The organism is Ruminococcus sp. 8Y-12 (assembly GCF_058119865.1).
Window position 1 is genome coordinate 2,339,351 of record NZ_CM176623.1, and the last position, 24,421, is coordinate 2,363,771.

The 24,421-nt window shown below is 47.3% G+C and carries 13 protein-coding genes; 9 read left to right on the forward strand and 4 right to left on the reverse strand.

From position 1 onward, the window contains the following. Nucleotides 1-106 precede the first annotated feature (106 nt). From AC0THY_RS08615 to AC0THY_RS08645, 7 genes are all read left to right on the forward strand, one after another. Nucleotides 107-1,312 (forward strand): response regulator transcription factor, encoded by a 1,206-nt coding sequence (locus tag AC0THY_RS08615; RefSeq protein WP_489994018.1) that lies wholly within the window; start codon nucleotides 107-109, stop codon nucleotides 1,310-1,312. Between the two features lie 209 nt (nucleotides 1,313-1,521). Then, complete coding sequence (locus AC0THY_RS08620) at nucleotides 1,522-2,631, forward strand: ABC transporter substrate-binding protein (protein WP_489994019.1); 1,110 nt, start codon at nucleotides 1,522-1,524, stop codon at nucleotides 2,629-2,631. A gap of 68 nt (nucleotides 2,632-2,699) precedes the next feature. Next, the gene (locus tag AC0THY_RS08625; protein WP_489994020.1) at nucleotides 2,700-4,229 is read left to right on the forward strand and encodes a sugar ABC transporter ATP-binding protein; all 1,530 of its coding nucleotides are present in this window, start codon (nucleotides 2,700-2,702) and stop codon (nucleotides 4,227-4,229) included. After that, nucleotides 4,226-5,263: an ABC transporter permease gene (locus AC0THY_RS08630; protein ID WP_489994021.1), complete on the forward strand. Its 1,038-nt coding sequence runs from the start codon at nucleotides 4,226-4,228 to the stop codon at nucleotides 5,261-5,263. Before AC0THY_RS08625 ends, AC0THY_RS08630 begins: the two co-directional genes overlap by 4 nt. Further along, nucleotides 5,263-6,276 carry a galactofuranose ABC transporter, permease protein YjfF gene (gene yjfF, locus AC0THY_RS08635; protein WP_489994022.1) on the forward strand — a complete coding sequence of 338 codons (1,014 nt, stop codon included), beginning with the start codon at nucleotides 5,263-5,265 and terminating at the stop codon, nucleotides 6,274-6,276. The genes AC0THY_RS08630 and yjfF overlap by 1 nt, the downstream gene beginning before the upstream one ends. A 129-nt stretch (nucleotides 6,277-6,405) precedes the next feature. Then, the gene (locus tag AC0THY_RS08640) at nucleotides 6,406-8,178 is read left to right on the forward strand and encodes a sensor histidine kinase (protein WP_489994023.1); all 1,773 of its coding nucleotides are present in this window, start codon (nucleotides 6,406-6,408) and stop codon (nucleotides 8,176-8,178) included. After that, nucleotides 8,175-10,049, forward strand: a complete 1,875-nt coding sequence (locus AC0THY_RS08645) for a substrate-binding domain-containing protein (RefSeq protein ID WP_489994024.1) — start codon at nucleotides 8,175-8,177, stop codon at nucleotides 10,047-10,049. The genes AC0THY_RS08640 and AC0THY_RS08645 overlap by 4 nt, the downstream gene beginning before the upstream one ends. Before the next feature lie 182 nt (nucleotides 10,050-10,231). Here the strand turns inward: AC0THY_RS08645 and AC0THY_RS08650 are convergent, their stop codons facing one another. From AC0THY_RS08650 to AC0THY_RS08665, 4 genes are all read right to left on the reverse strand, one after another. Further along, nucleotides 10,232-10,528 carry an IS3 family transposase gene (locus AC0THY_RS08650; RefSeq protein WP_489994025.1) on the reverse strand — a complete coding sequence of 99 codons (297 nt, stop codon included), beginning with the start codon at nucleotides 10,526-10,528 and terminating at the stop codon, nucleotides 10,232-10,234. Beyond that, on the reverse strand, nucleotides 10,491-10,949 hold the full coding sequence (locus AC0THY_RS08655; protein ID WP_489994161.1) for an IS3 family transposase: 459 nt from the start codon (nucleotides 10,947-10,949) through the stop codon (nucleotides 10,491-10,493). The genes AC0THY_RS08650 and AC0THY_RS08655 overlap by 38 nt, the downstream gene beginning before the upstream one ends. Then, nucleotides 10,900-11,361, reverse strand: coding sequence for a helix-turn-helix domain-containing protein (locus AC0THY_RS08660; RefSeq protein WP_489994026.1), 462 nt, complete (start codon nucleotides 11,359-11,361; stop codon nucleotides 10,900-10,902). The genes AC0THY_RS08655 and AC0THY_RS08660 overlap by 50 nt, the downstream gene beginning before the upstream one ends. A 95-nt stretch (nucleotides 11,362-11,456) precedes the next feature. Beyond that, a complete protein-coding gene (locus AC0THY_RS08665) occupies nucleotides 11,457-11,843 on the reverse strand; it encodes a hypothetical protein (protein WP_489994027.1) in 387 nt (128 codons plus the stop codon). Between the two features lie 177 nt (nucleotides 11,844-12,020). On the opposite strand from AC0THY_RS08665, the gene AC0THY_RS08670 reads away from it, so the two are divergent. Beyond that, complete coding sequence (locus AC0THY_RS08670; RefSeq protein ID WP_489994028.1) at nucleotides 12,021-17,594, forward strand: leucine-rich repeat protein; 5,574 nt, start codon at nucleotides 12,021-12,023, stop codon at nucleotides 17,592-17,594. Between the two features lie 224 nt (nucleotides 17,595-17,818). Then, nucleotides 17,819-24,196 (forward strand): PA14 domain-containing protein, encoded by a 6,378-nt coding sequence (locus AC0THY_RS08675; protein WP_489994029.1) that lies wholly within the window; start codon nucleotides 17,819-17,821, stop codon nucleotides 24,194-24,196. Nucleotides 24,197-24,421: the final 225 nt, after the last annotated feature.

The following is a 24,421-nucleotide window of genomic DNA, read 5'->3' on the forward strand; positions in this document are numbered from 1 at the left end:
AAATCAGACATACAATGATTATAAAAGGAATTTTTTTCTAAATTAAATTGGAAAAACAGACAGCGGATAGTATAATAAGTTATAATGCGCAAAGGGGGAAGGGTACATGGGATTTAGAGCTTTGGTAGCGGATGATGAGTATATGATCCGCCGTGGAATTATCAGCTTTCTAAACAAATACGAAGACTTTGAAGTGGTAGCAGAAGCGGAGGATGGGGAGATGGCATTGGAGCTGGCCATGGAGGTTCCCGTGGATGTGTATTTTGTAGATATCAATATGCCGTTCTTAAATGGACTGCAGTTTATTAAGAAGCTTAAAGAGGTGAGGCCCAAGGCGCTTGTTGTGGTGATTACCGGGTATGACCGGTTTGAATATGCCAGGGAAGCTTTGAAGATGGGCACCTTTGAATATCTGCTGAAGCCTATTATGGAGGATACCTTTGACGAGATGATTCAAAATGTGCGCAATAAGCTTTTGCAGGACTGCAGTGAAAATAAATATTTGGAGTGGGCCAGGAATACGCTTCTTCAGAACAGGGACCATCTGGTATCCAACTTCTTGCAAAAAGCCATGGAAGGCCATTTTACAGAGGAAGAGATTCAGGAACGGTCCCGATATCTGATGATGGAAATACCAGAGGAGTTTGCCGTCACAGTCATCAGGCTGGAATACCAGAAAGCTTCTGATGTCAGAGGGGAATGGAATGAGGATCTGATCTTCTTTGTGGCCAGGAATGTGGCAAACGAGATCTTCAATGATCTGGATCACGCCAACAGCTGTCAGGATGACTATGGAAATCTGGTGGTCTTATCCCAAAAGATTCCAGAGCCTGAGGCCAGACGGCAGTTGTCAGCCTACTGCAAGCTGGTGGAAGGGTATGTGCCGGGAAAGTGTACGTCTGTCCAGAAAACAGGCTCCGGATATGGCGAGCTGTCCGCAGTATACCAGGAAGCGGTCCAGGGGATAAAAGAAGTAAACGGAGTTTCCAATGTCATTAAAGAGGTGAAAGCTTTTGTGGAGGAGAATTACTGGAAAGAGGATTTCTCCCTCCAGGATGCCTCGGATTATGTAAATCTGTCCATACAGTATATGAGCAAACTGTTCCGAAAGGAGATGGGCATCACTTTTATCGATTATCTCACAAGCGTAAGAATTCGGAAATCCATAGACCTGTTTCAGGATGAAGAACTGAAAATCTATGAAATTGCGGAACGGGTGGGATATGCCACCCAGCATTATTTCAGCAATGTCTTTAAGAAAAATCTGGGAGTGAGCCCTGCAGAGTACCGGAAAATGATGAAGAAAAATTAATGTAACTGTGAAGGTACTGAACAATTACAAACTAATTTGTAATAATTTAAAATGAATTTGCAATTCCTTAGCATCGTATCCAGACAGGCGGGTACGATGCTAAAATTTTGTATTTTTCCATCTGATTATTACAAAGACTTATGTCTTTTGAGCAGATATAATTGAGGCATAACAAAGATAAGAAAGCCGAAAAAAGGAGGATATTTAAAATGAAAAGAAAGGTTTTAAGTGCGTTGTTATGTGTATCAATGGTAGCTGCTATGGCAGCAGGATGTGGATCGTCCAGTGGAAATACTGAGGCAAATGCCACAGAGGCGAAAACAGAGGCTAAGACAGAGGCTATAACAGAGGCAAAGGATGACGCCGCAGAAGCTAAGACGGAAGCAAACGATAATGCCACGGATGCTCCGGAGGCAGATGGGGCAGAGGATACAGCAGATGGCGGAAAATTGGTGGTAGGATTTGCGCAGATCGGTCAGGAATCCGGCTGGAGAGATGCAGAGACCATGTCCATCCAGACATACGCAGAAGAAAATTCAGATACCATTGAGCTTCACTTCGCAGATGCACAGCAAAAGCAGGAAAACCAGATTAAGGCCATCAAGAGTTTTATTGAGCAGGGTGTGGATGTAATCGGTCTTGCACCGGTAGTTGAGACCGGATGGGATCAGGTATTTGCAGAGGCTCAGGACGCGGGAATCCCCGTGGTACTTCTGGACAGAAGAGCGGATGTGAGCGAGGATCTCTACACCACCTTTATTGGGTCAGACTTCATAGAAGAAGGAAAAATGGCTGCCCAGGAAATGGCAAAATTGATCGGCGAGGAAGGCAAGATCGTAGAGCTGGAGGGAACGGTTGGCGCATCCGCAGCTACAGACAGAAAGACTGGCTTTGACGAGGAGATGGCGGCAAATTATCCGAACATCGAGATCGTGGCATCCCAGACCGGTGACTTTACAAGAGCACAGGGCAAAGAAGTTATGGAATCCTTCCTGAAATCAAATGAGGACATCAAGGGCGTTTACGCTCACAACGATGACATGGCTTTAGGAGCAATCGAGGCCATCAAAGAAGCAGGCTTGAAGCCGGGCGAGGACATCAAGGTTGTCTCTGTGGACGGCGTAAAGGGTATCTTTGAAGCAATGGCAGCAGGGGAAGCAAACTGTACGGTAGAGTGCAATCCGCTGTTAGGGCCTCTGTTCTTTGAGACAGCAGCCAAATTAAAAGCAGGCGAAGAAGTAGAAAAATGGGTAAAATCTGTTGACGGCGTGTACACATCTGACACAGCGGCAGAAGAACTTCCAAACCGCAAATATTAATTATCAAATAAAAATCCGCTCCATGAAAAGTGGAGCGGATTTTAGAAGGTAAAGAGGAGGTATGATTGATGGGTAATGAGAACCAGTTATTGAAAGCCAGACATATATCCAAGTCATTTGGAAAAGCGGTAATTGCCCTGGACGATGTGCAGTTTGACCTGCGAAGCGGTGAAATACATGCCCTGCTCGGAGAAAATGGGGCAGGAAAATCTACATTGATTAAGGTACTCACAGGAGTAGAAGAGCGGGACTGTGGAACCGTGGAACTCAACGGTAAAGAGATTCATCCAAAATCCACACAGGAAGCACAGCACGAGGGAATTGCCACTGTATATCAGGAAGTAAATCTCTGCCCCAACTTATCGGTGGCAGAAAACATTTATATTGGTCGTGAGCCGAGAAATAAATTTGGGAAAATCAACTGGAAAAAAGTGAATGCGGATGCGAAAGAACTGTTGAAAAAATTTGACTTGAATATAAATGTAACGAAAAACCTGGATAACTATTCCGTGGCTGTTCAGCAGATGATTGCCATTGCAAGGGCCTGTGACATTGATGCCAAGGTGCTGATCCTGGATGAGCCCACCAGCAGTCTTTCCGCGATTGAGGTTGAAAAGCTGTTTGAAATCATGAGAAAGCTGCGGGGAGAGGGGATGGGTATTCTCTTTGTCACTCATTTCCTGGATCAGGTATATGAGGTGACAGACCGGATCACTGTGTTTAGAAACGGTGGTTATGTGGGCACTTACGATACAGCGGAACTGCCCAGGGTGGAACTGGTTGGCAAGATGATCGGTAAGGATTATGCCAGCCTGAATGAGACTATGGTTGCAGGGCAGATGGAAGAGGAACAAAGGACGAAAGGGGAAGAGCTGATTGAGCTGATTAATGTCAGCAGCCCGGGAACCATTGAGAAGTTTAATCTGACCGTCAGCAAGGGTGAGGTTTTGGGATTGTCAGGCCTTCTGGGTTCAGGTAGATCTGAGACAGCCCGCGTACTGTTTGGCGTGGATTCCATCGGCAAAGGCGAAATGAAGCTGAAAAAGCAAAGTGTTCATTTTAAAAGCCCTCTGGATGCCATCCGAAAAGGCATTGCATTCTGTCCGGAGAACCGCAAGACAGAAGGAATCATAGGAGATCTGACCATCCGGGAAAATATCGTTCTCGCTCTTCAGACGAAAAAAGGCCTGTTTAACAAGATTTCCAGAAAGGAAGCTGAAAAGCTGGCAGATGAGTATATTGAAAAGCTGGAGATCAAGACCCCGGATGCAGAACAGTTGATCCGAAATTTAAGCGGTGGAAATCAGCAGAAAGTAATCCTGGCCAGATGGCTGGCCACGGAACCGGAATTTTTGATGCTGGATGAGCCCACCAGGGGAATTGATATCGGGACGAAGGCGGAGCTTCAGAAAATCGTGATTGACCTTGCAAAACAGGGGATGGCAGTGCTGTTTATCTCTTCTGAGATTGATGAGATGCTTCGCTGCTGTAAGAGGATGATCGTACTTAGAGATATGAAACAGGTGGGAGAGCTGAACGGAAGAGAAATTTCCGAGGAGGCAATCATGCACATTATGGCCGGAGGTGAGGAGTCATGAAAGAAAAGTGGAATAAATTATCCCAAAAGCAGGCATTCTGGCCGGTGATTATCTTTCTCGCCATTCTGCTGTTTAATGGGATTGTAAGCAAAGGGGAATTTTTCAGCCTTTCTTTTGTAGACGGGCATTTGTATGGTAGAATCATTGATATCTTCCGAAATGGAAGCAAACTGATGATTTTGGCCGCAGGTATGACAATGGTATTGGCTACCGGAGGAACCGATATCTCCGTGGGTTCTGTCATGGCTATCAGCGGAGCCATTGCCTGCAGCGTGATTAACGGGAATATACTTCCCGGTTTAAACGGAAACGTGGGGGCGGCGATCTGTCTGGCGGTTTTGGCGGGAACGCTCTGCGGTATCTGGAATGGCTTTTTGGTGGCAAAGGTAAAGATCCAGCCCATCGTTGCCACTATGATTCTGCTGGTAGCCGGGCGCGGCATTGCGCAGCTGATTACCAACGGAAAGATCGTCACCATCACATCCGATGCTTATTATTTTCTCAACGGAGGGTACATACTGGGATTGCCGTTCCCGATGTTTATCGTGATCTTCCTGGTAGGACTGCTGATTCTTTTTGTAGGGAAAACGGCATTCGGCCTGTTTTTGGAATCTGTGGGGTGCAATCCCAAAGCTTCCAAATTTGCGGGTATCCAGGTAGACAAGATGCTGCTTGTGATTTACACAATTTCCGGAGCGTTCGCGGCAGTGGCCGGACTGATTGAGAGCTCTGGTATCAAAGGGGCGGACTGTAACAATGCGGGGCTGAATATTGAGCTGGATGCCATCCTGGCAGTGGCTATCGGCGGTACAAATCTGATGGGTGGACGCTTTTCTATACCAGCCAGCATCGCAGGGGCCCTGATTGTTCAGAGTATCACCACAACCGTGTTGGCGCTGGGGGTTCCGGCAGCTTACATCCGCGTACTGAAAGCGGTTCTGATTATCGTGATCTGCCTGTCACAGTCCAAAGAATTAAAAGCAATGTTCACAGCCAGAAAAGCGGCAAAGAAGAGAAAGGTGGTTGGAGAATAATGGGTAATACGAAAAGCAAAAAGAAATTTCAAATTAATAATGTCTCCCTGCTGATTACCATCGTGCTGTTTATCCTGATGTTTATCTTTGGGTCTGTGAAATACGACAATTTCCTGTCTGTTTCCACATTCCTGAATCTGTTTAACGACAATGCATATCTTATGATTGCTGGCATCGGGGTTACCTTTGTATTGATTACCGGTGGAATTGATATTTCTATATCCTCCACCATCGCATTTACCGGAGTTTTTTCTGCCTATTTGCTGGAAAAGGGAGCTCCTGCCTTCGTGGTAATTGCCCTTGTACTTATAATCGGGATTGTCATCGGTGCTGCCCAGGGGGCTCTGATCCACTACTTCAAAATGCAGCCGTTTATTGTTACGCTGGCGGGACAATTCCTAATGCGAGGCTTGTGTGTGGTCATCAGTGAGGCGTCTATTCCCATCAGCAATCCGTTTTTCAAATCCATGGCTCTTGGAAAAGTAGCTGTTAAGTTGGGTGAGGCCAAGGCTTTAAACGGAAAGATTTATTACTATGTATTTATACTGGTGGCAGTATTGTTGATTTCCGCATACGTGCTGAAGTGTACAAAGTTTGGAAGGAGCGTTTACGCCCTGGGCGGAAATGAAACTTCAGCGGATCTTATGGGACTGAACGTGGCAAGGACGAAGATCAGTGCCTATGCGATTAGCAGCTTCTGCGCGGCTTTAGGCGGTGTAGTATTTAGCTTTTACACGCTGGCCGGATATGGCCTGCAGAATATGGGAATGGAACTGGACGCCCTGTCCTCTGCGGTAATCGGTGGTACGTTGCTCACAGGAGGAGTGGGAACTGTGGTGGGAACCACGGTAGGAGCGATGATTCAGGGAATTATCCAGACCATCGTGACATACCAGAATCTGAATACCTGGTGGACAAAGGTGACAATTGCGGCATTGCTTTGCTTCTTTATTGTAATTCAAAGAATCATAGCAATTCGCGCAGAAAAATTAAAAGGAAAGGAAGAGGCATAAAAGCCAGTTGTAAGCAGGCCAAAAATCCGGTATACTCATATTTACAGTAAGCCTGTCAAAAGCAGATTTGCAGCATACCGAGGTATAAAGATAGGGGTGAGAGCAATGGAGCAAATAAAGAGAAGATTCATGAATATCAAGATACGCGGTAAGATGATCTATTCTCATATTCTCATTGCGCTCATCCCTTTCTGCCTGGTGGGGATGCTGGGCGTGATCATTTCCACCAGGGAAGCGGAAAAAAATGTAACCCAGCACACCACCCAGATGGTGGGGCAGGTCTGCCAGACCGTGGATGTCTATATCAGCAGTATTGAGAAGATAGCCAATATGCTGATTCAGACCATGGAGCCCATGGGGATAGATGACTTCTGGTTCGATGGGGACGACAGATGGAGAGAATGCCAGGAGGAACTGACCAGCAATTTTCAGGCAGTGGCCCAGACTCACAATGAGATCGCGGGAATCTTTTTTGCCACAGAGCATGATCTGTACGCAAGCACCCGAATGTCCAGGATTTCCAGGGATTCTTTCTTTGAGGAGGGATGGTATCAAAGGGCAAAGGAAAATCCGGACGAGATGCAGATCATCAGTAATGTGACAGGCAGAAATATTGTGACGGATGCGGCCTACAGCATTGACGATGTGTTTTCTGTGGTGAAGGCAGTGGTGGACAGAGACACAGGGAAACTGACAGGGGTGCTGCTCTTTGATATCAAACATGATATCATCTCCTCTGCGATCCAGGAGGCCATCATTGGCGATAATGGGTTCGTCTGTGTCTTAGACAGCGATGACCACATGGTGTACACCCCCGCCAATGAGATTGTCTACCGTATCCGGCCGGAGTGGATTCAGGAACAGAATGAGCCAGTTACCGCCAAGGTCAAGGGGGAAAAGTATCAGATCCGCTACCAGCAGTCCAAATATACGGGATGGAAGATTGTCAGTGTGTCATCCTATAAAGAGATTATGAGCGGGGTGAACATGATGTTTGCTATGTTTAGCTCCGTACTGGTGCTCACGCTTATCCTTGTGTTGGTGGTGGCAGTGAAGCTGTCAGAGACGATCACCAAACCGATCGTGAAGCTGCGCAACCTGATGAATCAGACGGAGAAAGGGGATCTTTCCGTCCGCTTTGAGGGGGACTACAAGGATGAAGTCAGCGAGCTTGGACGGAAGTTCAATCATATGATTATCCGCATCCAGGAACTATTGGACCGGGTGTATCAGGAACAGGAGAATAAAAGGCAGGCGGAGTTGAAGGTAGTGCAGGAGCAGTTTAAGCCTCACTTTCTCTACAATACTCTGGACACCATTGGGTGGATGGCCAGGGAACATTCAGCGGACGATATCGTGCATCTGGTAGATGCCCTGACCAACGTTTTCCGCATCAGCCTGAGCAAGGGAAAGGACTATATCACCCTAGAAGAAGAGATCCGGTATATCTCCAATTACCTTTATATTCAGAAGATCCGTTATGGTCCCAAGGTAATGTATGAGGTCACCCTGGATCCGGAATGCGAAAAGGTGCTGGTTCCCAAGCTGATCCTTCAGCCTCTGGTGGAAAATGCCATTTACCACGGGGTGAAGATGAAGCGGGGGGACGGTCATCTGAATGTGAGCGTGGAAAAGGATGGGGAAGAGAGGGTGCGCCTGGAAGTGCGGGACGATGGAAAGGGGATGCCAGAGGAGAAGGCAGAGGAGCTTGAGCGCCTACTCAATGAGCCCAGCAGGCCGGAGGAGAATCAGAGCTTTGGTCTCTTTTATATCAAGGAGCGGCTTCGAATCCGCTATGGAGACCAGTACTGCGTCCAGGTGAGAAGCGTGGAAAATGAAGGCACAACTATTACGATTTCTGTGCCGATGGAATACCAATACGGAAGAGGGCAACAGTTATGAGAAAGAAGACAATATTGGCTGTTCTTGCTGCGGTGTGTCTGTTTTTTTTCCTGTGCTGTATTATATATCAGACGAATGGCATGGCTGCGGACTACGAGGATGAAATAGAGTATGTGATTGGCGTATCCCAGGCTAACATGAGGGAGGCATGGCGCCTTGCCCTGATCAATGAGATTGAGGAGGAGGCCGCAAAATATAAGAATATTCGTATCATCACCGCGGATGCCACATCTACTGTGAAAAAGCAGGAGCAGGATGTGGATAAGCTTTTGAAATTTGGAATAGACCTGTTGATTATTTCCCCCTGTGATACTGCAAAGCTGACCGGGAAGGTAGAGGAGGTTTATAAGAGCGGCATCCCTGTTATCGTGATGGACAGAGGGGTTGAGGGATTTGAGTACAGCCTCTTTATCGGACCGGACAATACCCTGATCGGCAAACAGGCCGGGGAATGCGTAGTGGAACTTCTGGATGGCAAGGAAGGCACGGTGCTGGAGCTGTGCGGAAGTGCGGCGTCTATACAGAGCCAGGAACGAAGCGCGGGATTTGAATCTGTACTGAAGGGGTATCCTAAGATAGAGAAAAGAGTATGCCGTCTGGAGACCGAAATGAAAGATCAGGCCTATGACACCGTAAAGGATATGCGCAGAGAGCTGAGGGATGTGGATGTCATTTTCGCAAACAACGATTATGTGGCTTTGGGGGCATATGAGGCACTGAAGAGTATGCGGATGCATCAAAAGATTCAGATTGTTGGCAGCGATGGATTTACCGGGAAGGACGAAGGGGTGGATCTGGTTCTGGAAGAAAAAATTGCAGCCACAATTTCCTGCCCCACCGGAGGGCGGGAGGCCATTCAGTATGCAATGAATATACTGAAGGAGGAGAGCGGAGTTCCCAAGCAGGTGATTTTGAGAAGTCATACGATTACGAAGGATAATGCTGCCCAATACCTGGAAAGCCTGGACAGGGAGTGCGTGGATGACGGAAAGCCTATTACTGTGGGATATGCCCAGGTGGGGCAGGAGAGCCAGTGGCGGCTGGCCAATACACGCTCCATTCAGGAGGCAGCGCTTGAATTTAATGTAGACCTGCTCTTTGAAGATGCCAATCAGTCTCAGGAAAGACAGATTGCTGCAATCCGGCGTTTCATTAAGCAAGATGTGGATGTCATTGTGGTCTCACCGGTAGTGGAAACCGGTTGGGACGAGGTACTCGGGGAAGCCAAGGAGGCCGGAATCCCGGTGGTGATGTCAGACCGTAAAATTGAAACGGACCAGGAAGACCTGACTACCACATACATAGGGGCGGATTTCATTGAGGAAGGCCGCAGAGCCATGCGGTGGGTTAAGGACAATGTAAAACCCGGCAAAGGCAGGGTGAACATTCTGGAACTTAAGGGAAACAAAGGGGCATCCCCTACCGAAGAGAGGGGACTGGGATTCGATGAAGTCATGAAGGAGCATCCGGAGTATCAGATCGTATACTCTGATTATGGTGATTATACGTACGATGGCGGAAGAGAGATCATAGAGGAATATTTAGAAGCAGAGCAGTGGGACGTGGATGTGATTTATTCCCAGAACGATGATATGGCCCTGGGAGCCATAAAGGCTTTGGAGAACCATGGGATTTCCCCCGGTGTTGATGTGAAGATTGTATCCGTGGACGGAACCAGGGATGCATTCCAGGCCATGGTGGATGGAAAATTAAACTGTGCGGTAGAGTGCAATCCACTGCTGGGGGCTCCGCTTATGAAGGCGATTAGAGATATGGTGGCTGGGAAGGAGATGCCTCTTCGGATTATTACCGAAGAAAAAATCTATGACCAGTCTGTGGCGGAGGATTTGATAAAAACAAGAGCTTACTAATACCAACGGCAGCAGGGTTTTTGTATGCCTTTGTATGCAGGGAAGCTTCCTGTGGCAGGTTTTCAGTATGCGGATGAAAAATAAAGCTCCTGAGAAAACGATATGCCCCCCTGTCAAGTAGACAGGTCAAATATCTAAAATGAAGTGCTGATGAACGACCACGCATTTGTGTGGTCGTTTTTCTATGCACACCATCTCTCTTTGTATTTCTTTATTCGCTTGTTCTCTGGAATAGGGTACTCTATTGGAATGTTTGTTAATAGAGCTTCTGTTCTGACTTCTAAAGGTGTTTTGCAATTGTATCGGTTCGGAGGACATTCTTCACTATAAAACCTTATATAATCTTTGATTGCCAAGGGTAAGGATGCTTCATCTGTGATTTTATATAGTTGATACATTTCTGTCTTAATAATTCCCCAGAAGCCTTCTGTTGGGCCATTGTCAATACAATGACCAACTCTTGACATGGATTCTGTCATATAAATCAAGTATAGCGCTTAAATAAAGCTTCTTCTTTTCAACGAGTATTTTGAATTCTGTTACATCCGTAGCCCACTTCTGGTTAGGAGCTGTTGCATAAAAATCTCTTTGCAGCATATTCTCAGCAACTGTTTCAGGTGTACAAGGATTGTATTTCTTCTTTGTCTTTCTGATCACAGAATGAATATTTAGTTTCTTCATAATTCTGTGAACTCTTTTCTGGTTATAATTCGTATGATTGAAATGGTTGATCCATGAGGTCATTCTGCGATAACCTAAGATATGATTAAATTGTTCATCATACTCTTTAATAAGCCCTGCCAGTTTCCTATTTTCCTTTTTATCCTCAGGGATTACTCTATGAAGCCATTTATAGACTTGCGGTTTCTTTATAATTATGATTATGTTTGATGCAGTAATCTACGATTTCTTTGCGTTCAGCAATCGTTGTTTTTCTCCTTGCTCCTGCCATATAGACCTCCCGTTTCGGATTATAATCCGTAAGTTCTCTATTGGCATAATAGCGCTTAATCCAACTGTATAGAACATAACGGGCAGAAATATTATATTTTGCAACGATTTCATCTACTGACATTTCTCCGCTAATATATACTTCAACACATTTTGTTTTAAAATCAGATGTATATTTCGTATTTCCTGCCCCTCTAATAAATGCAGATATTCCTTGTTCTTTATATCGTTGAGCCCAACATCGAACAGTTTTCGGATCTACTCCGTATTTAATTCCAATGTCATTGGATGAGGCTGTTCCATTCATATATTCCTGTGCAACCAGGGCTTTCCATTCTGGAGTGTGTGGTGATTTAGCCATAAAAAATTCCCCTTAAGTAGATTTTGGTTATTTACCATGTCTACTTAAGGGGAATCATATCAAAAAAGACTCAGAGAGCTTTATTTTTATGCACTTCAGATAATACTTTTTAGCTTGGATTCATACTGATTTAAGTAAATGTCTTGTATTTCTTGTCTGGATTTAATATCGCTAGCGATATGAATGGCTTCATTTAATTTGCGTGATAAATCAAGATGTCCTTCTGCAATGATCTTTATATTACGGTTTGTTTCATTTTCAAGAGTTAGTTCAATGGAAACGACATTGCTTTCCAAGGAATCGACTTTACCTTCCAAGGAAACGACTTTACCTTCCAAGGAAACCACATCGTTTTCCAGTGAATCCATTTTACCTTCAATGGAGGTCATTCTACATTCAATCATGTTCAGACATTCATTAATAGGTTCTAATTTTTCTTCCAATAAACCGCCTATGGCTTTTAATAATCCTTCCTGATCCATAAGACACCTCCTTCTATAAATTTGTATAGGTAGTATACCACAATCAAAATACAAAGTCCAATGAATTATGAGTGCTGTCATGATTGATATTTATAAATAAATGTACGATATTTGTAAATACATTCCACATTCCCCGCGCTAGAATAAACGTATTAAACAGCGGGAAAGGGGATCATTATGAGGAACAGGAAAATCAAAAAATGGTTTGCTCTTGCTCTGGCGCTATGTATGACAGCCGGGTCGCTAAACAGCTATCAGGTACAGGCTGCGCCGGAAGTGCCGAAAACGGCAAGACTGCAAACGGATTCTGCAGCGGCAGAAAACTATCTAAACAACCAGGGGGAATTAAAGGAAAATCCTTTCATCCAACTCCCGCTCGGCGCTGTCCGGGCAGAGAGCTGGCTGGAAAATCAGCTTCTGCTGATGAAGAACGGCATCACTGGAAATATGAAATATTTTCATGATTACAATGACCAGGGAAGCGCATGGCTTGGTTCTACTGGCCCGGGAGCCAACACCTGGGAGAATGGCCCGTATTTCATCCGGGGACTGACGGCATTGGCCTACGCTTTAAATGACCAGGACCTGATCAATGAGACTCTGCAATGGCTGGAATGGGCAGTGGGAAGCCAGCAGGACAGTGGATATTTTGGGCCTGCAAATGACGATTCCTGGTGGTCCAGGATGCCCATGCTCTGCGCAATCCGGGACTTCTACGAGGCTGTGGAGCAGAAGCCGGCACTGGAGAGAAGTGAACGTGAAGTAACCCTCCAGGGAAAAATACTGGACTTTTTTGAGCGCTATTTCCGGTATCAGGCAGAGGAGCTTCCGAGGCGTCCCCTTTCCAACTGGGCTGATGCCAGAGGAGGAGACAATCTGGAAATCGTATATTGGCTGTATAACCAGATCTACGAGGAAGCTCACCCGGAAAGGACAGCATGGCTGCTGGATCTGGGTGAGCTGATATACAGGCAGACAAATAACTGGGAAGATATTTACAATAACTCCACGGTTCGCACCCATGTGGTAAACACCAGCCAAGGCATGAAGACCCCGGCTGTCTATTCTCAGTACAAAGACGGAGAACAGTACCGGAGCGCCCTATCAAACGGACTGGACCATATGAGCATAGACCATGGGCGTATCGATGGGCTTCCAAACTCAGATGAGGCAGCCAGGGAAAATCGTTCAACCAGGGGATCGGAGACCTGCGGTACGGTGGAAGGGCTTCTCTCCACGGAGATTGCTATGAGGATCCAGGGAGAAGCCTGGATGGGGGACCGTCTGGAGCTTTTGGCCTACAATGCTCTTCCGGCTGCATACCCTTCCGATTATTCTGGACATGCCTATTACATACTGCAAAACCAGGTGATGAACACTCTGGGCAATCATGAATTTGACTGTGACCACGGGGACAGCTCCGCGTTTGGTGCGCCCTTGGGATTTGACTGCTGCTTTGCCAACAATCACATGGGATGGGCTAAGTTTGTCCAGAATATGTGGATGGCAAAGGCGAACGGCGGGCTTGCGTTGGCCGCGTACGGGCCAAACCGGGTGACCGCGAAGGTGGCGGATGGGAAGACCGCCAAATTTGTCCAGAAGACGGACTATCCTTTTAGAGATACCGTGAATCTGGAGTATTGCGGAGATACCGCTGCCTTTGATCTGGATCTGAGAATACCGGAGTGGGCAAAGGATGCTCAGGTTACGGTAAACGGAGAAAGCCTAAAGGGTGTTAAAACAGGCGCTTTCTATACTGTGAACCGGACGTGGAAATCGGGTGACAAAGTATGCGTAGTCTTTAAAAGTGAGATTGAACTGACTACCTGGTACAACAATTCCACAGCTGTACAAAAAGGCGCTCTGATTTACGGCCTGAAAATAGAAGAAGACTGGCGCACCTATGAGGAGAACGACGCCAGGGAGCTGAAGGTGGAGCATAAAGAGGAGCTTCCTCTGAGGGAGGTATATCCCGCCAGTCCCTGGAATTACGGTCTGGTCACGGATGAAAATGCGTCCTTTGAGTTAAAGGAGACCGATGAGGTGGCCCTGCAGCCCTTCGCATCTGACAGCGCTCCGGTTGAAATCATTGCAAACGGCGTGGCTTTGCCAGAGTGGACACTGGATGGGAACATCGCGGGTCCCCAGCCCTTTGGACCGATAGATTACAGTGCTGAGGAAATGCAGAAAATCACCCTGGTACCATACGGATGCCAAAGGCTGCGCATCACCCATTTCCCCACCATGAATAATGAAGCAGATACCGAAGCCGTGGTGCGCACAGAAGGCAGCCTTATCACCAGAAATGGCATTACCTATCAGGATTTTGACAATATTGTTGTGCCAAAAGCTCAAAATTATAAATTGAAGGTAAAAGCCGAAGGAAGCGGAACCGTAATCATTAACAGCAAGTACCGCCAGGAAGTGACGGGTGACTTTGAGATCGCAGGCTTAAAGAATCTCTTATCCGGGGGCTTTCAGTTCAAAGACGGACAATACAATAACATCCGTTTTACCGGAGACATCCGTGTAAAAGAAGTAAAGGTGGAATTCTTGAACAGGGAAATAACGGAAATTTCCGTGGTAAATGCCATCCGAAACGGTTCTACAGGAAAGATTCTCACAAATCTGGATGCCCAGGAGACTCCTTATAAAGTACTGTATGGTACAGAACCAGGTATCTATACGAAAACGGTACGGGGATTTTCATCCGGAACCGCTACTCTTCAGGGTCTGGAAAAAGAGAAAAACTATTATGCAAAAGTTGTCGCTACCATCTGCGGGGAAGAGATGGAGAGCCGTGAAATTGTACTGGAAGTGTCTGAGGATCAGGGTGGTTTAAAGCCAAATCCCAATGTGCCGGCTGCTTCTTATGAAGGATTCAGCACACTGAATTACATGACCGGACCGGATGGTCTTTGGAATGCGCTGGGAGGAGCTGTGGTACAGGCTCAAGCTCATGAAAACACCACCAGGGCATCAGAAATCAGGTTTGGAACCTCAGAAGGACAAAAAGCTGTCCTGGATGCCCAGGGAGCACTAAACTGGGTGGACTATGTAGCGGAGGCAGACCTTACTCTGGATGAGGTAAAGGGAAACAATGCAGGAATCATGTTCCGGTGTACCGATATCGGAGAAGGTCCGGATGCTTACCATGGATATTATGCAGGTGTGGGCATGGCCAACGGAAAGCCCGGTGTTATGATCGGGTATGCGGACGGAGGCTGGCACGATCTGCAGGTTATCCCGAAGGACGATATTCAGGCCGGGGTGAAATATACCATCAAAGCAGTGGTATACAGCAATATGTTCGCAATCTATTTAAACGAGGAGCTTGTGGCTGTTATCCGGGATGATAAATTTTCACTGGGAACCGTGGGGCTGCGCTCTTATAAAGTACCATTTACAGGCCATGACATGAGAGTGAGACCTGTGACAGAGGAAGATCTAAAGGTATTTGAGTCACTGGTCCCCGATGAGCCGGAGGAGATGGTTCCGCACAAGTCACACCAGGTGACGGAATATACCGGATTTGCGGCAACGGAGGATGGGACAAAATCTCACTTCCAGTTCTATGACCCGCAGCAGAAAATTAATGAAGCATTTTCTGTCTATGATTTTACGATCCAAAATATTGCACAGGAAGATTTAACAGTATTTGAAGAAAACCAGGAAGAAGAGCCTGCCATTGTACCTGATTTTGCGGATACCTTTGACTCAGATGCCAACTGGACCAAAGTGGGGGACACAGCACTCATCGGAGTTTCAGACGGGCAGATGCAGCTTGGACGCAGCAATAACGTCAAGGCTGTGGCCGGGAACGAGGGCTGGAGCGACATGGTCTGCACAGCAGATATCACATTAAAAGAGGGAGATGGAAATGCAGGCCTTCTGGTGAGAACCACAAGGGAAGGATCCGGAGCAGACAACTACTATGGATATTACTTTGGTATCAATGGCGCTGGATATGAAATCGGGAAATCCAGCAATACATGGAAACAGCTGGAAACCGGAGCGCTAAAGCTGGATACCTCAGTATCCCATCAGCTTCAGGTAACTGCATATAAAGACAAGCTTTTATTCAGCGTTGACGGAGAAGCAATAACTTTGATCCAGGACTCAGACCACGCAAAAGGCAAGATCGGACTGAGAGGTTATGGTAGGAGTTTTGTGGCGGACCAGGTGCAGGTGCGGGGATTGACCGACGAGGACAAGGAAGCTATCGTAAAACTGGAAGAATTGAAAAAGCAGATGGAAATCACAGGGTATTCTGCAAATGACAGCATACAGGTGAAATTTCCCAGGATTTCCAATGCCACCTCCTACCGAATACTTTTTGGTGAGGAGAGCGGCGTTTATACAAATGAGTTTACAGAAATCTATTTTAATGGATACAAGGGGTCCGGCATCTTTACCCATGATAAAGCAGCATTTTCCACCCTGAAACCGGGCCGGTGGTATGTAAAAGTACTTGCAATGAATGGTAATACGGAAGTGGCTTATTCCAATGAAATTGCTGTAGATACCGGCGAGCGGGAATCTGCCGAGATGGAATACAAAAAATTTGCGGCTGTTTTAGCAAAAGCGGAAGGACTTGATGACAATAGCTTTACCCCAGTAAGCAAAAAAAGGCTGGCGCGGGCGAAAGACTACGCATCAAAAGTAAATGCATACACGGAGGCAAACCAGATAGAATTTGCAACAGCAGCAGACTTGCTGAGTATTGCCATGAACACCCCGGATTCAGAGGAATTTACCCAGACAGATGAGCCGGGAGGAGTGACGGAAGAGGAACTAAAAGAAGCACTGGCCAGAGCAGAAGCAGCCTGGAAAGCGGCAGAAGAATTGAGAGACCAGGCTGTGAAGGCAAAAGACCAGGCAAAAGCCCTGGCAAGGGAAGCACAAGCGGCAAAGCAGGCTGCTCTGGAGGCCCAGAAGAAGGCGGAGGATCTGGCAAATGCGTCAGAGACAGAGAAGATAGAGGCGCAGAAAAAAGCAGAGGAGGCTGCAAAAGCGGCAGAACTTGCGGGGCAGAAAGCAGAGAAGGCGCAGCAGGCTGTAAAAACGGCGCTGGAAGCCCAGAGAAGGGCAGAGGAGGCAGCAGACTTGGCTGGAAAAGAAGTAGAAGCCCTGCGTGGGGAATGCGATTCGGCCAGGGAGGAACTGGAAAGGGAGAAGGAAGCAGCACAGAAAGCCAAAGAGGAGGCGGAGGCCTCCCAAAAAGCAGCAGTCGAGTCAGCCAAGAGAGCAGAAAAAGCGCTGCAAGACCTGGAAGAGCTGCTGAAAAAGAATAAGACACAGAAAGACGAAGAGAAGGTGAAGGCGGGAAACATCGTTACAGACGGCAAACTAAAATACCGGATTTTGAATACCGGGAAAAGGACAGCGGCTGTGGTAGGGGCAAAGAATAAGAGCATAAAAAGCGTCAAAGTTTCCGCACTCGTGACTGTGGAGGGTGTGAAGTACCGTGTGACGGAAGTGGCGTCAAAGGCGTTCCAGAACTGCAAAAAGCTCACAGGAGTTACTTTGGGAAGCAACATTGAAAAGATCGGCAGTAAGGCGTTTTACAAAGATCGTAAGCTGAGCAGGATCACCATAAAATCCGGCAAGCTGAAAAAGGTTGGAAAGTACTGCCTGAAGGGAATTAACGGAAAAACGGTCATTGATGTACCAAATAAAAAAGAAAGGGCGTATCGAAAACTCTTGAAGAAAGGGAAGGCGGGACAGCCCCGCAGCGTGACAATCAAATAACAGCGGGCAGCGGCTCCGTTCTGTGTTCAGGCACAGAACGGAGTCTTTTATATTTAAATAATATAGGATAAAAAAACATAAAAAGAGATCCGATTACTATAAATACTATAAATATACAAAGTGTTATGATAAAACCGAACATAGATGAGGCCAATCTACGCAACGAAAGATGTAGGTGTACTCTATTAAATTACCGTGCGTGGATTGAAACAAGGAGGTAGAACATGAAAAAAAGAAGAGCTCAACTGCTCAGCATGGCACTGGCGGCAGGCATGGCAGTAACCGGGATCGCTCCGGGGATGCAGGTAATGGCTTCTAATGCACAGGAAGAACTGACAGAGACATTGGATGACCCAAATAGCACGGATGTACCCAAAGACCAGGAGATGGCGCCCCAGAACACTGCACTCGGAGAAACCCGGGGTGAGGCATATAATGGGCTGTCGGCAGAGTATTATACTACAAAAGGAGCAGGAACAGGGGTAGTATTTGACCAGCTGAAATCCAAAAGCATTGACTACAATATCAACTATGGGGACATGGACGGAAAATTAAAGGAACAAACAGGGAAGGAAGATGCAGCCGGGGTCCGCTGGACAGGGCGTATCAAAGTCCCGGAGACAGGGAACTACACATTTTACGGGTTTGCTGACAATGGAATCCGTCTCTGGATAAACGGGGAACAGTTGATCAACTACTGGGACGGAAATTCCTGGGATAAGCTGCAGACAACCAAAGAGGTTTACCTGGAAGCGGGCAGATACTATACTTTCCAGACCGATTATTTTGAGTTTGAGGGCGGATCGCATGTAACACTGTCCTGGAGCAATGACAAAGGCATGGAAAAGAGAATCGTGCCTTCAACGGCATTCTATCTGCCGGAAGATTACTCAGAGGTATATATTTCAGACTTTGATATCAGTAGCGCCAACCTGACCGAGGGAGAGGAGTTTGACGGACATATCACGGTAAACGGGGCGGCATTCACACAGGATACCACCTTTGAGCTGGTTAAAGCCAACGGGCAGCCTATGAATCCCCCTGTGATGCCTGAGGTGCTCTCCGTCTCAAAGGGAGAAGTCAGCTTGAATCTGCCCGGCCTGAAGGCGGGCTCCTACAAAATTAAGGCCGTATCTGGGGATAGAAACATTGTCTCCAAAGGAATGCTGGTCGTACAGCCGGCATCTGCAACAGAGCAGACGAGATCTGAACGGCCCAGGGCAGATTGGGAGAGAACCGGATTTGTCAATCTGAACGGATGGTGGGATTTTTCCTTTGATCCCAATGAAGAGGGGATGGAGAACGGCTGGTATCAGGCGGATGCCAGGATGGAACGCATGATCAACGTCCCGTTCTGCTGGGAGTCTTCCCTGAGCGGGGTGGAAGATCCCAACTATATGGGCCAGGCCTGGTATCAGAAAAAGGTAACCGTAGATAAGAACTGGGACGGACAGAAGGTGTTCCTGAAATTCGGCGCCGTTGACTGGAAGTGTAAACTGTGGGTAAATGGTCAGGAAGTTGGGGAACACATCGGCGGCTACAATGCGTTTGAATTTGACGTAACCGAGTACTTAAAGGCCGGGGAAGTAAATACCATTACCCTTTGGGTAGAGGACAAGGGAAGCTATGGAGATGACAGCTATCCCGCCCTGATCGGAAAACAGGGAAGAAATGCCCCCTGCGGTTATATTCATACCAGTGGAATCTGGCAGACGGTGGGATTGGAAGCCAGAAGTGCAACATACCTGGATCATGCGAAGGCCTCCACAGATGTGGATCACTCCACAGTAACCTACACCATGGATATTTCTTCCGATACAGCCCAGGAGCTGACGGTAGAGTATGATTTTGAGAGCAAAATCTATGATGTGGAGAACGAGAAAGATGTTTCCACCGGGTCTGTCATGAAGGGCTCCCAGAAGATTCAGGTGGAGGCTGGAGAGAATACCGTGGATTTGAATGCCATCACTATAGAAAATCCAAAGCTGTGGAACTACGATGACCCAAACCTGTATTACGGAACACTGACAGTTAAGGACAGCCAGGGAGCTGTGCTGGATACGGTGGATACCTACTTTGGTATGAGAAAGGTAGAGCAAAAATATTTTGATGAAAATCTGGGTGTGAAATATATTTATATAAATAACAAGCCTGTTTACATGTCAGGACTTCTGGATCAGGGCTTCTGGGAGGACGGTATTTACACAGCACCATCGGAGGAGGCATTGAAATACGACATTCTTCAGATGAAGGAAGCTGGCTTTAATATGATCCGTAAGCATCTGAAGGTGGAAGATCCTCTGCAGTATTACTGGTGTGATAAGCTGGGCATGATGGTTTGGCAGGACATGCCTCACGCCACAGCCATGGTACCTGATGAGACAGGGGATGCGACTCCGGGACGTCAATACTATGAAGAGTGCCTGGAAGCCATGATGCAGCAGAACTACAACCATCCCTCCATTGTGGCCGTGATGCTCTTTAATGAAACCTGGGGACTTCAGAAAGCCTATTTTGACGGAAAACGCGATGTGGTGGCAGCGGACGGGAAGAGTACAAAGGATTGGGTAGAGGAGCTTTTCCACAAGACAAAATCCCTGAATCCCAACCTGCTGGTGGAGGATATGAGCGCCTGCAACGGAGATCACGTACAGCCCACCGAGCTGAATACCTACCATATGTATCCGGACAGTTATCAGGGAACCTTAGACACCGTGGAGCGCTGGACAAACAGTGCCTTTGTGGGATCTACAGATAACTTTAAATTCGGGGAGGTCCAGGACGGCGACCCGCTTCTGAATAGTGAATACGGCGGTGTGGGAGCTTATGCAGGTGACTTTGACGTATCCTATTGCTTCAAATATATGACAGATATCCAGAGACGCTATGAGAAACAGAGCGGTTTTGTTTACACGGAGCCCTTCGATGTTGAGTATGAACGAAATGGTATCATGACTTATGATAGAAAGATGAAGGTCTTCGGATATGATGAAATTGCATACGGCGGGGATATGACAATGAAGGATCTGACCCAGGAAGTGTATGTGGGTGTAGTAGACCAGCCAATCAGAAATGTAGCGCCGGGACAGAAGATGAAAACAAAGGCCATGGCCATTGGCTGGACAGATGAGCTTCCGGATAAGGTGGTAATGAAATGGCGGTTTGATGGGACGGACATCTATGGCAACAGCATCAGCACGGGAAAATCAGGGGAAAAGGTGCTCAATCTAAGCCCTTACCGGAAATCTACAGCCACCATCAGCTACACAGCCCCGGCTCAGGCCTGCGTAGGCACGCTCACCGTATGGCTGGAAGATGAAAATGGAGCCAAGCTGGCGAAAAACTTTACGAACGTAGTGGTTGCGGATGAAACCACAGGAAACAAGGAATACACCCAGCAGAACAAAGACGGCTCTGTGGTAATGAAAGCCAAAGTCGGAAATGGGAAGATGATGTCCACGGAGGGAACGGGTGCACAGACATACAGCTACACACTTCCGGAGGGATTCAACTTACAGGATTTGAAGGGAATGCGTGTACTGGCGGAGGCTTCCTCCTATAAAACACAGATTGGAACAGATAAATTCCTCTCCTCCTTCTCCTCCCAGTGGGGTCAGACAGCGGAGGGAAGAGAACGCGCGTCAGATCTGACTGTCTCAATCAACGGGGTGGAGGTTGACACTGTATATCTGCCGGATAACCCCCGCGACATGAGGGGGACCCTGACACTGAACAGTCCATACAACGGACAGACCAGCGCAGGCGATTTCGGATACCTGGTAAACTTAAATATTTCGGATGAAAAGCTGGAAGAAATCAAGGCGGCTATGGGAGAAGGCCAGGCACTGAACGTTACCTATGAGGTAAAAGAGGACGCAGAGAACCAGAACGGCCTTCGCATCTATACCTCCACATACGGGCGCTATGCTGTGAATCCTACATTGATTTTGAACCCTGCTGACGAGACACTAAACGGCGTCATTGACCAGGATAAAGTAATCAGGACAGAGGAGGACAACTACAGCGTAGAAGCAAAACTGGAGAAAAAAGAAGGCTACGTGGTCAGAAATGACAACCAGGGCGGATACCGGGTGGAGGTATCTGAGGATGGAAACAGTGTTACCCTCATGAATGTAAAGACCGGAGAAACACTGGCCAGTGCGCAGATGGAAGAGCCTGCAGCGGAATATGACATAAAAACCACCCTGTTTGATGAACAGATCCGTGTCTATGTGGACAATGATCCCAAGCCTGCCATTAATGTATATGACAGAAGCGGATTTAGCGGTGATGTGACAGTACTAAAAGGGGCAGAGGACGTGGTAGTGGCTCCTGAATCCTATGAGGCAGTGCAGGCTGAGGCAGGAGAAGGCCAGAAAGATGTGGATTATACCGATGATTTTTCAGACACGGATCTGGACAACCGCTATGAAAAAATGGGAAAAGACATTACGGCAAACGTTACGGATGGAGCGCTGAAGCTTCACGCAAGATCCGGGGATAAGCTGATCATGAGAGACATGCGTATGGCAGACGGTATCTACGAGGCGGATATTACCCTGGATAACCTGTATGACAACAACGGAAATGCAGGATTTACCTTCCGATCTGCCAATTATCTGGTGGGTTCGGACGGCCTGGACGGTTACTATGCGGGAATCGGCAACGGCTATGTACAGGTGGGCAGGATGAACAATAACTGGAAGGAACTGGCCAATGTAAAGGTACCGGAGCTGAAAAAGGGAACTACCCACAGGCTTAGGGTTGCCGTATTTGGATCGCGCATTCAGGTATATGTAGATGATGTGAAGACGCCCTATGTGGACATTGTGGATTCCACCTACACGGAAGGAGGAGCGTCCATCCGCGGATTCCAGAGCGATTCCACCATTGACAATATCCGTATAGCAAGCATTCCAAACTACAGCAGCGATTTTGCCCACGGCACAGGAGAATGGGACGTAAACGGCATATGGAAAAACGAAGAGGGCAGCTATCAGGCAAACGGGAAATCCTCTGCCTTTATCGATGCCAATGCTCTGAAGGATTTCAGAATAAGCGCTGATCTTTTGGCAGAGGAGGAAGATTCCTGTCCGGCACTTGCATTGCGTGCTTCCGAAAGCGCAGACGGTGTGGATGGTTACAGAGTGGTATTGAATGTAAAGGAAGACAAAATACAGCTAATAAAATCCCAAAAGGGGGCAGACACAGTTCTTGCTGAGCGCGCATGGAAGCTGGAAACAGGGACAGCGTATCCGGTATCCGCAGAGGTCAGGGGCAGCAGCCTGAGGGTTTATCTGAACAATGCCCCAAAGGCAATGTTTGCGGTCACGGATGATACCTTTGAGAAAGGAAAAGTGGGATTCTGCAGCCAGGCTGGAACCTCCGTATTTGACAACCTGAGTATCAATACCAGATTTGTGGACGGGGAAGTACTGGAGCAGGCGGATAAGGCGAAACTGGATAACCTGATATCACAGGCAGAGAAGCTGGAAAAAGATAAGTATACGGAAAAATCCTATGCGAGAGTAGAAACCGCTCTGGCAGCGGCTAAAGAGATCAATCCATATGACCAGGCTGAGATTGATAAAGCGGCAGCAGGTCTTCAGGAAGCCTTAGATCTTCTGATTGAGAACGGGTCAGGTGGGATTACGCAGGAGGAACTCGCAGAGGCAATCAAAAAGGCGGAGGCAGCCCAGAAGGCCGCAGAAGATGCAAAAGCTTTGGCAGAGCAGGCCAAGAAGGATGCGGAGAAGCTTGCAGAGGAGGCCAGAGCCTTAAAAGATGCAGCTGAAGCAGCACAGAAAAAAGCCGAAGAGATGGCGAATGCCTCCAAAGAAGAGAAAGAGGCCGCAGAAAAAGCAGCAAAAGAGGCGGCAGAAAAGGCAGCAGAGGCCCAGAAGCAGGCTGAGGCAGCTCAGAGGGCAGTTGATACAGCAAAAGCAGCCCAAGCGGCAGCGGAGGAGGCGGCAGCCAAATCCATGGCAGAGGCAGAGTCGCTTAAGAAGGAGCTAAGTGCGGCCAAGGAAGAAATAGAGAAGGCCAGAGAAGAAGCCCAAAGAGCCAAAGAGGAGGCGGAAAAAGCCAGACAGGAGGCAGCGGCAGCGGCCAAAAGGGCAGAGGATGCAGCAGCAGCCCTCAAGAAAGCCCTGGAGGAGCCGGACACTAAGAAGGTGGAAAAAGGCCAGACTTACAGCGATGGTATACTGAACTATAAAGTGACCAGTGTACAAGCCAGGACTGTGAGCGTTTCCGGTCCGGTAAAGAAAAATGTGACATCTGTGACTATCCCCTCCGCTATGAAGATAGAGGGAAGCAGCTATAAGGTGACAGCAGTGGAGAAAAACGCGTTTAAGAGCTGTAAGAAGCTGTCTAAGGTTACCATAGGAAAGAATGTGAAAACCATAGGAAGCAGCGCGTTCTACAAGAATAGCCGTCTAAAGAGCGTAGCGGTAAAGACCAATGTGCTGAAAACAGTTGGAAAGAATGCATTTAAGGGAATCTGCAAAAAGGCATATATTAATGTGCCGAATAGTAAGGCCAGAGCCTACCGCAAGCTGATGAAAAAAGCAGGCCAGGGCAAAGGTGTAAAAATCAAATAGTGTAAGTATGATAAGATATACGGGCCGGTGTTTCCAATTTGGAAGCACTGGCCTTTTGCGTGAGGTAAACGGGGATGTGTGAGAAGAAGGAACAGAAGAAGGAAATATTGGGGGACATTATAAATCTACAAATTCCCGTTAAATTATTCTAAAGATTCCATCCCGGCAAAATCTTATAATGAAGATGAAACGTAACTGTTTAACAGGTCTGCGCATTTACTGCGC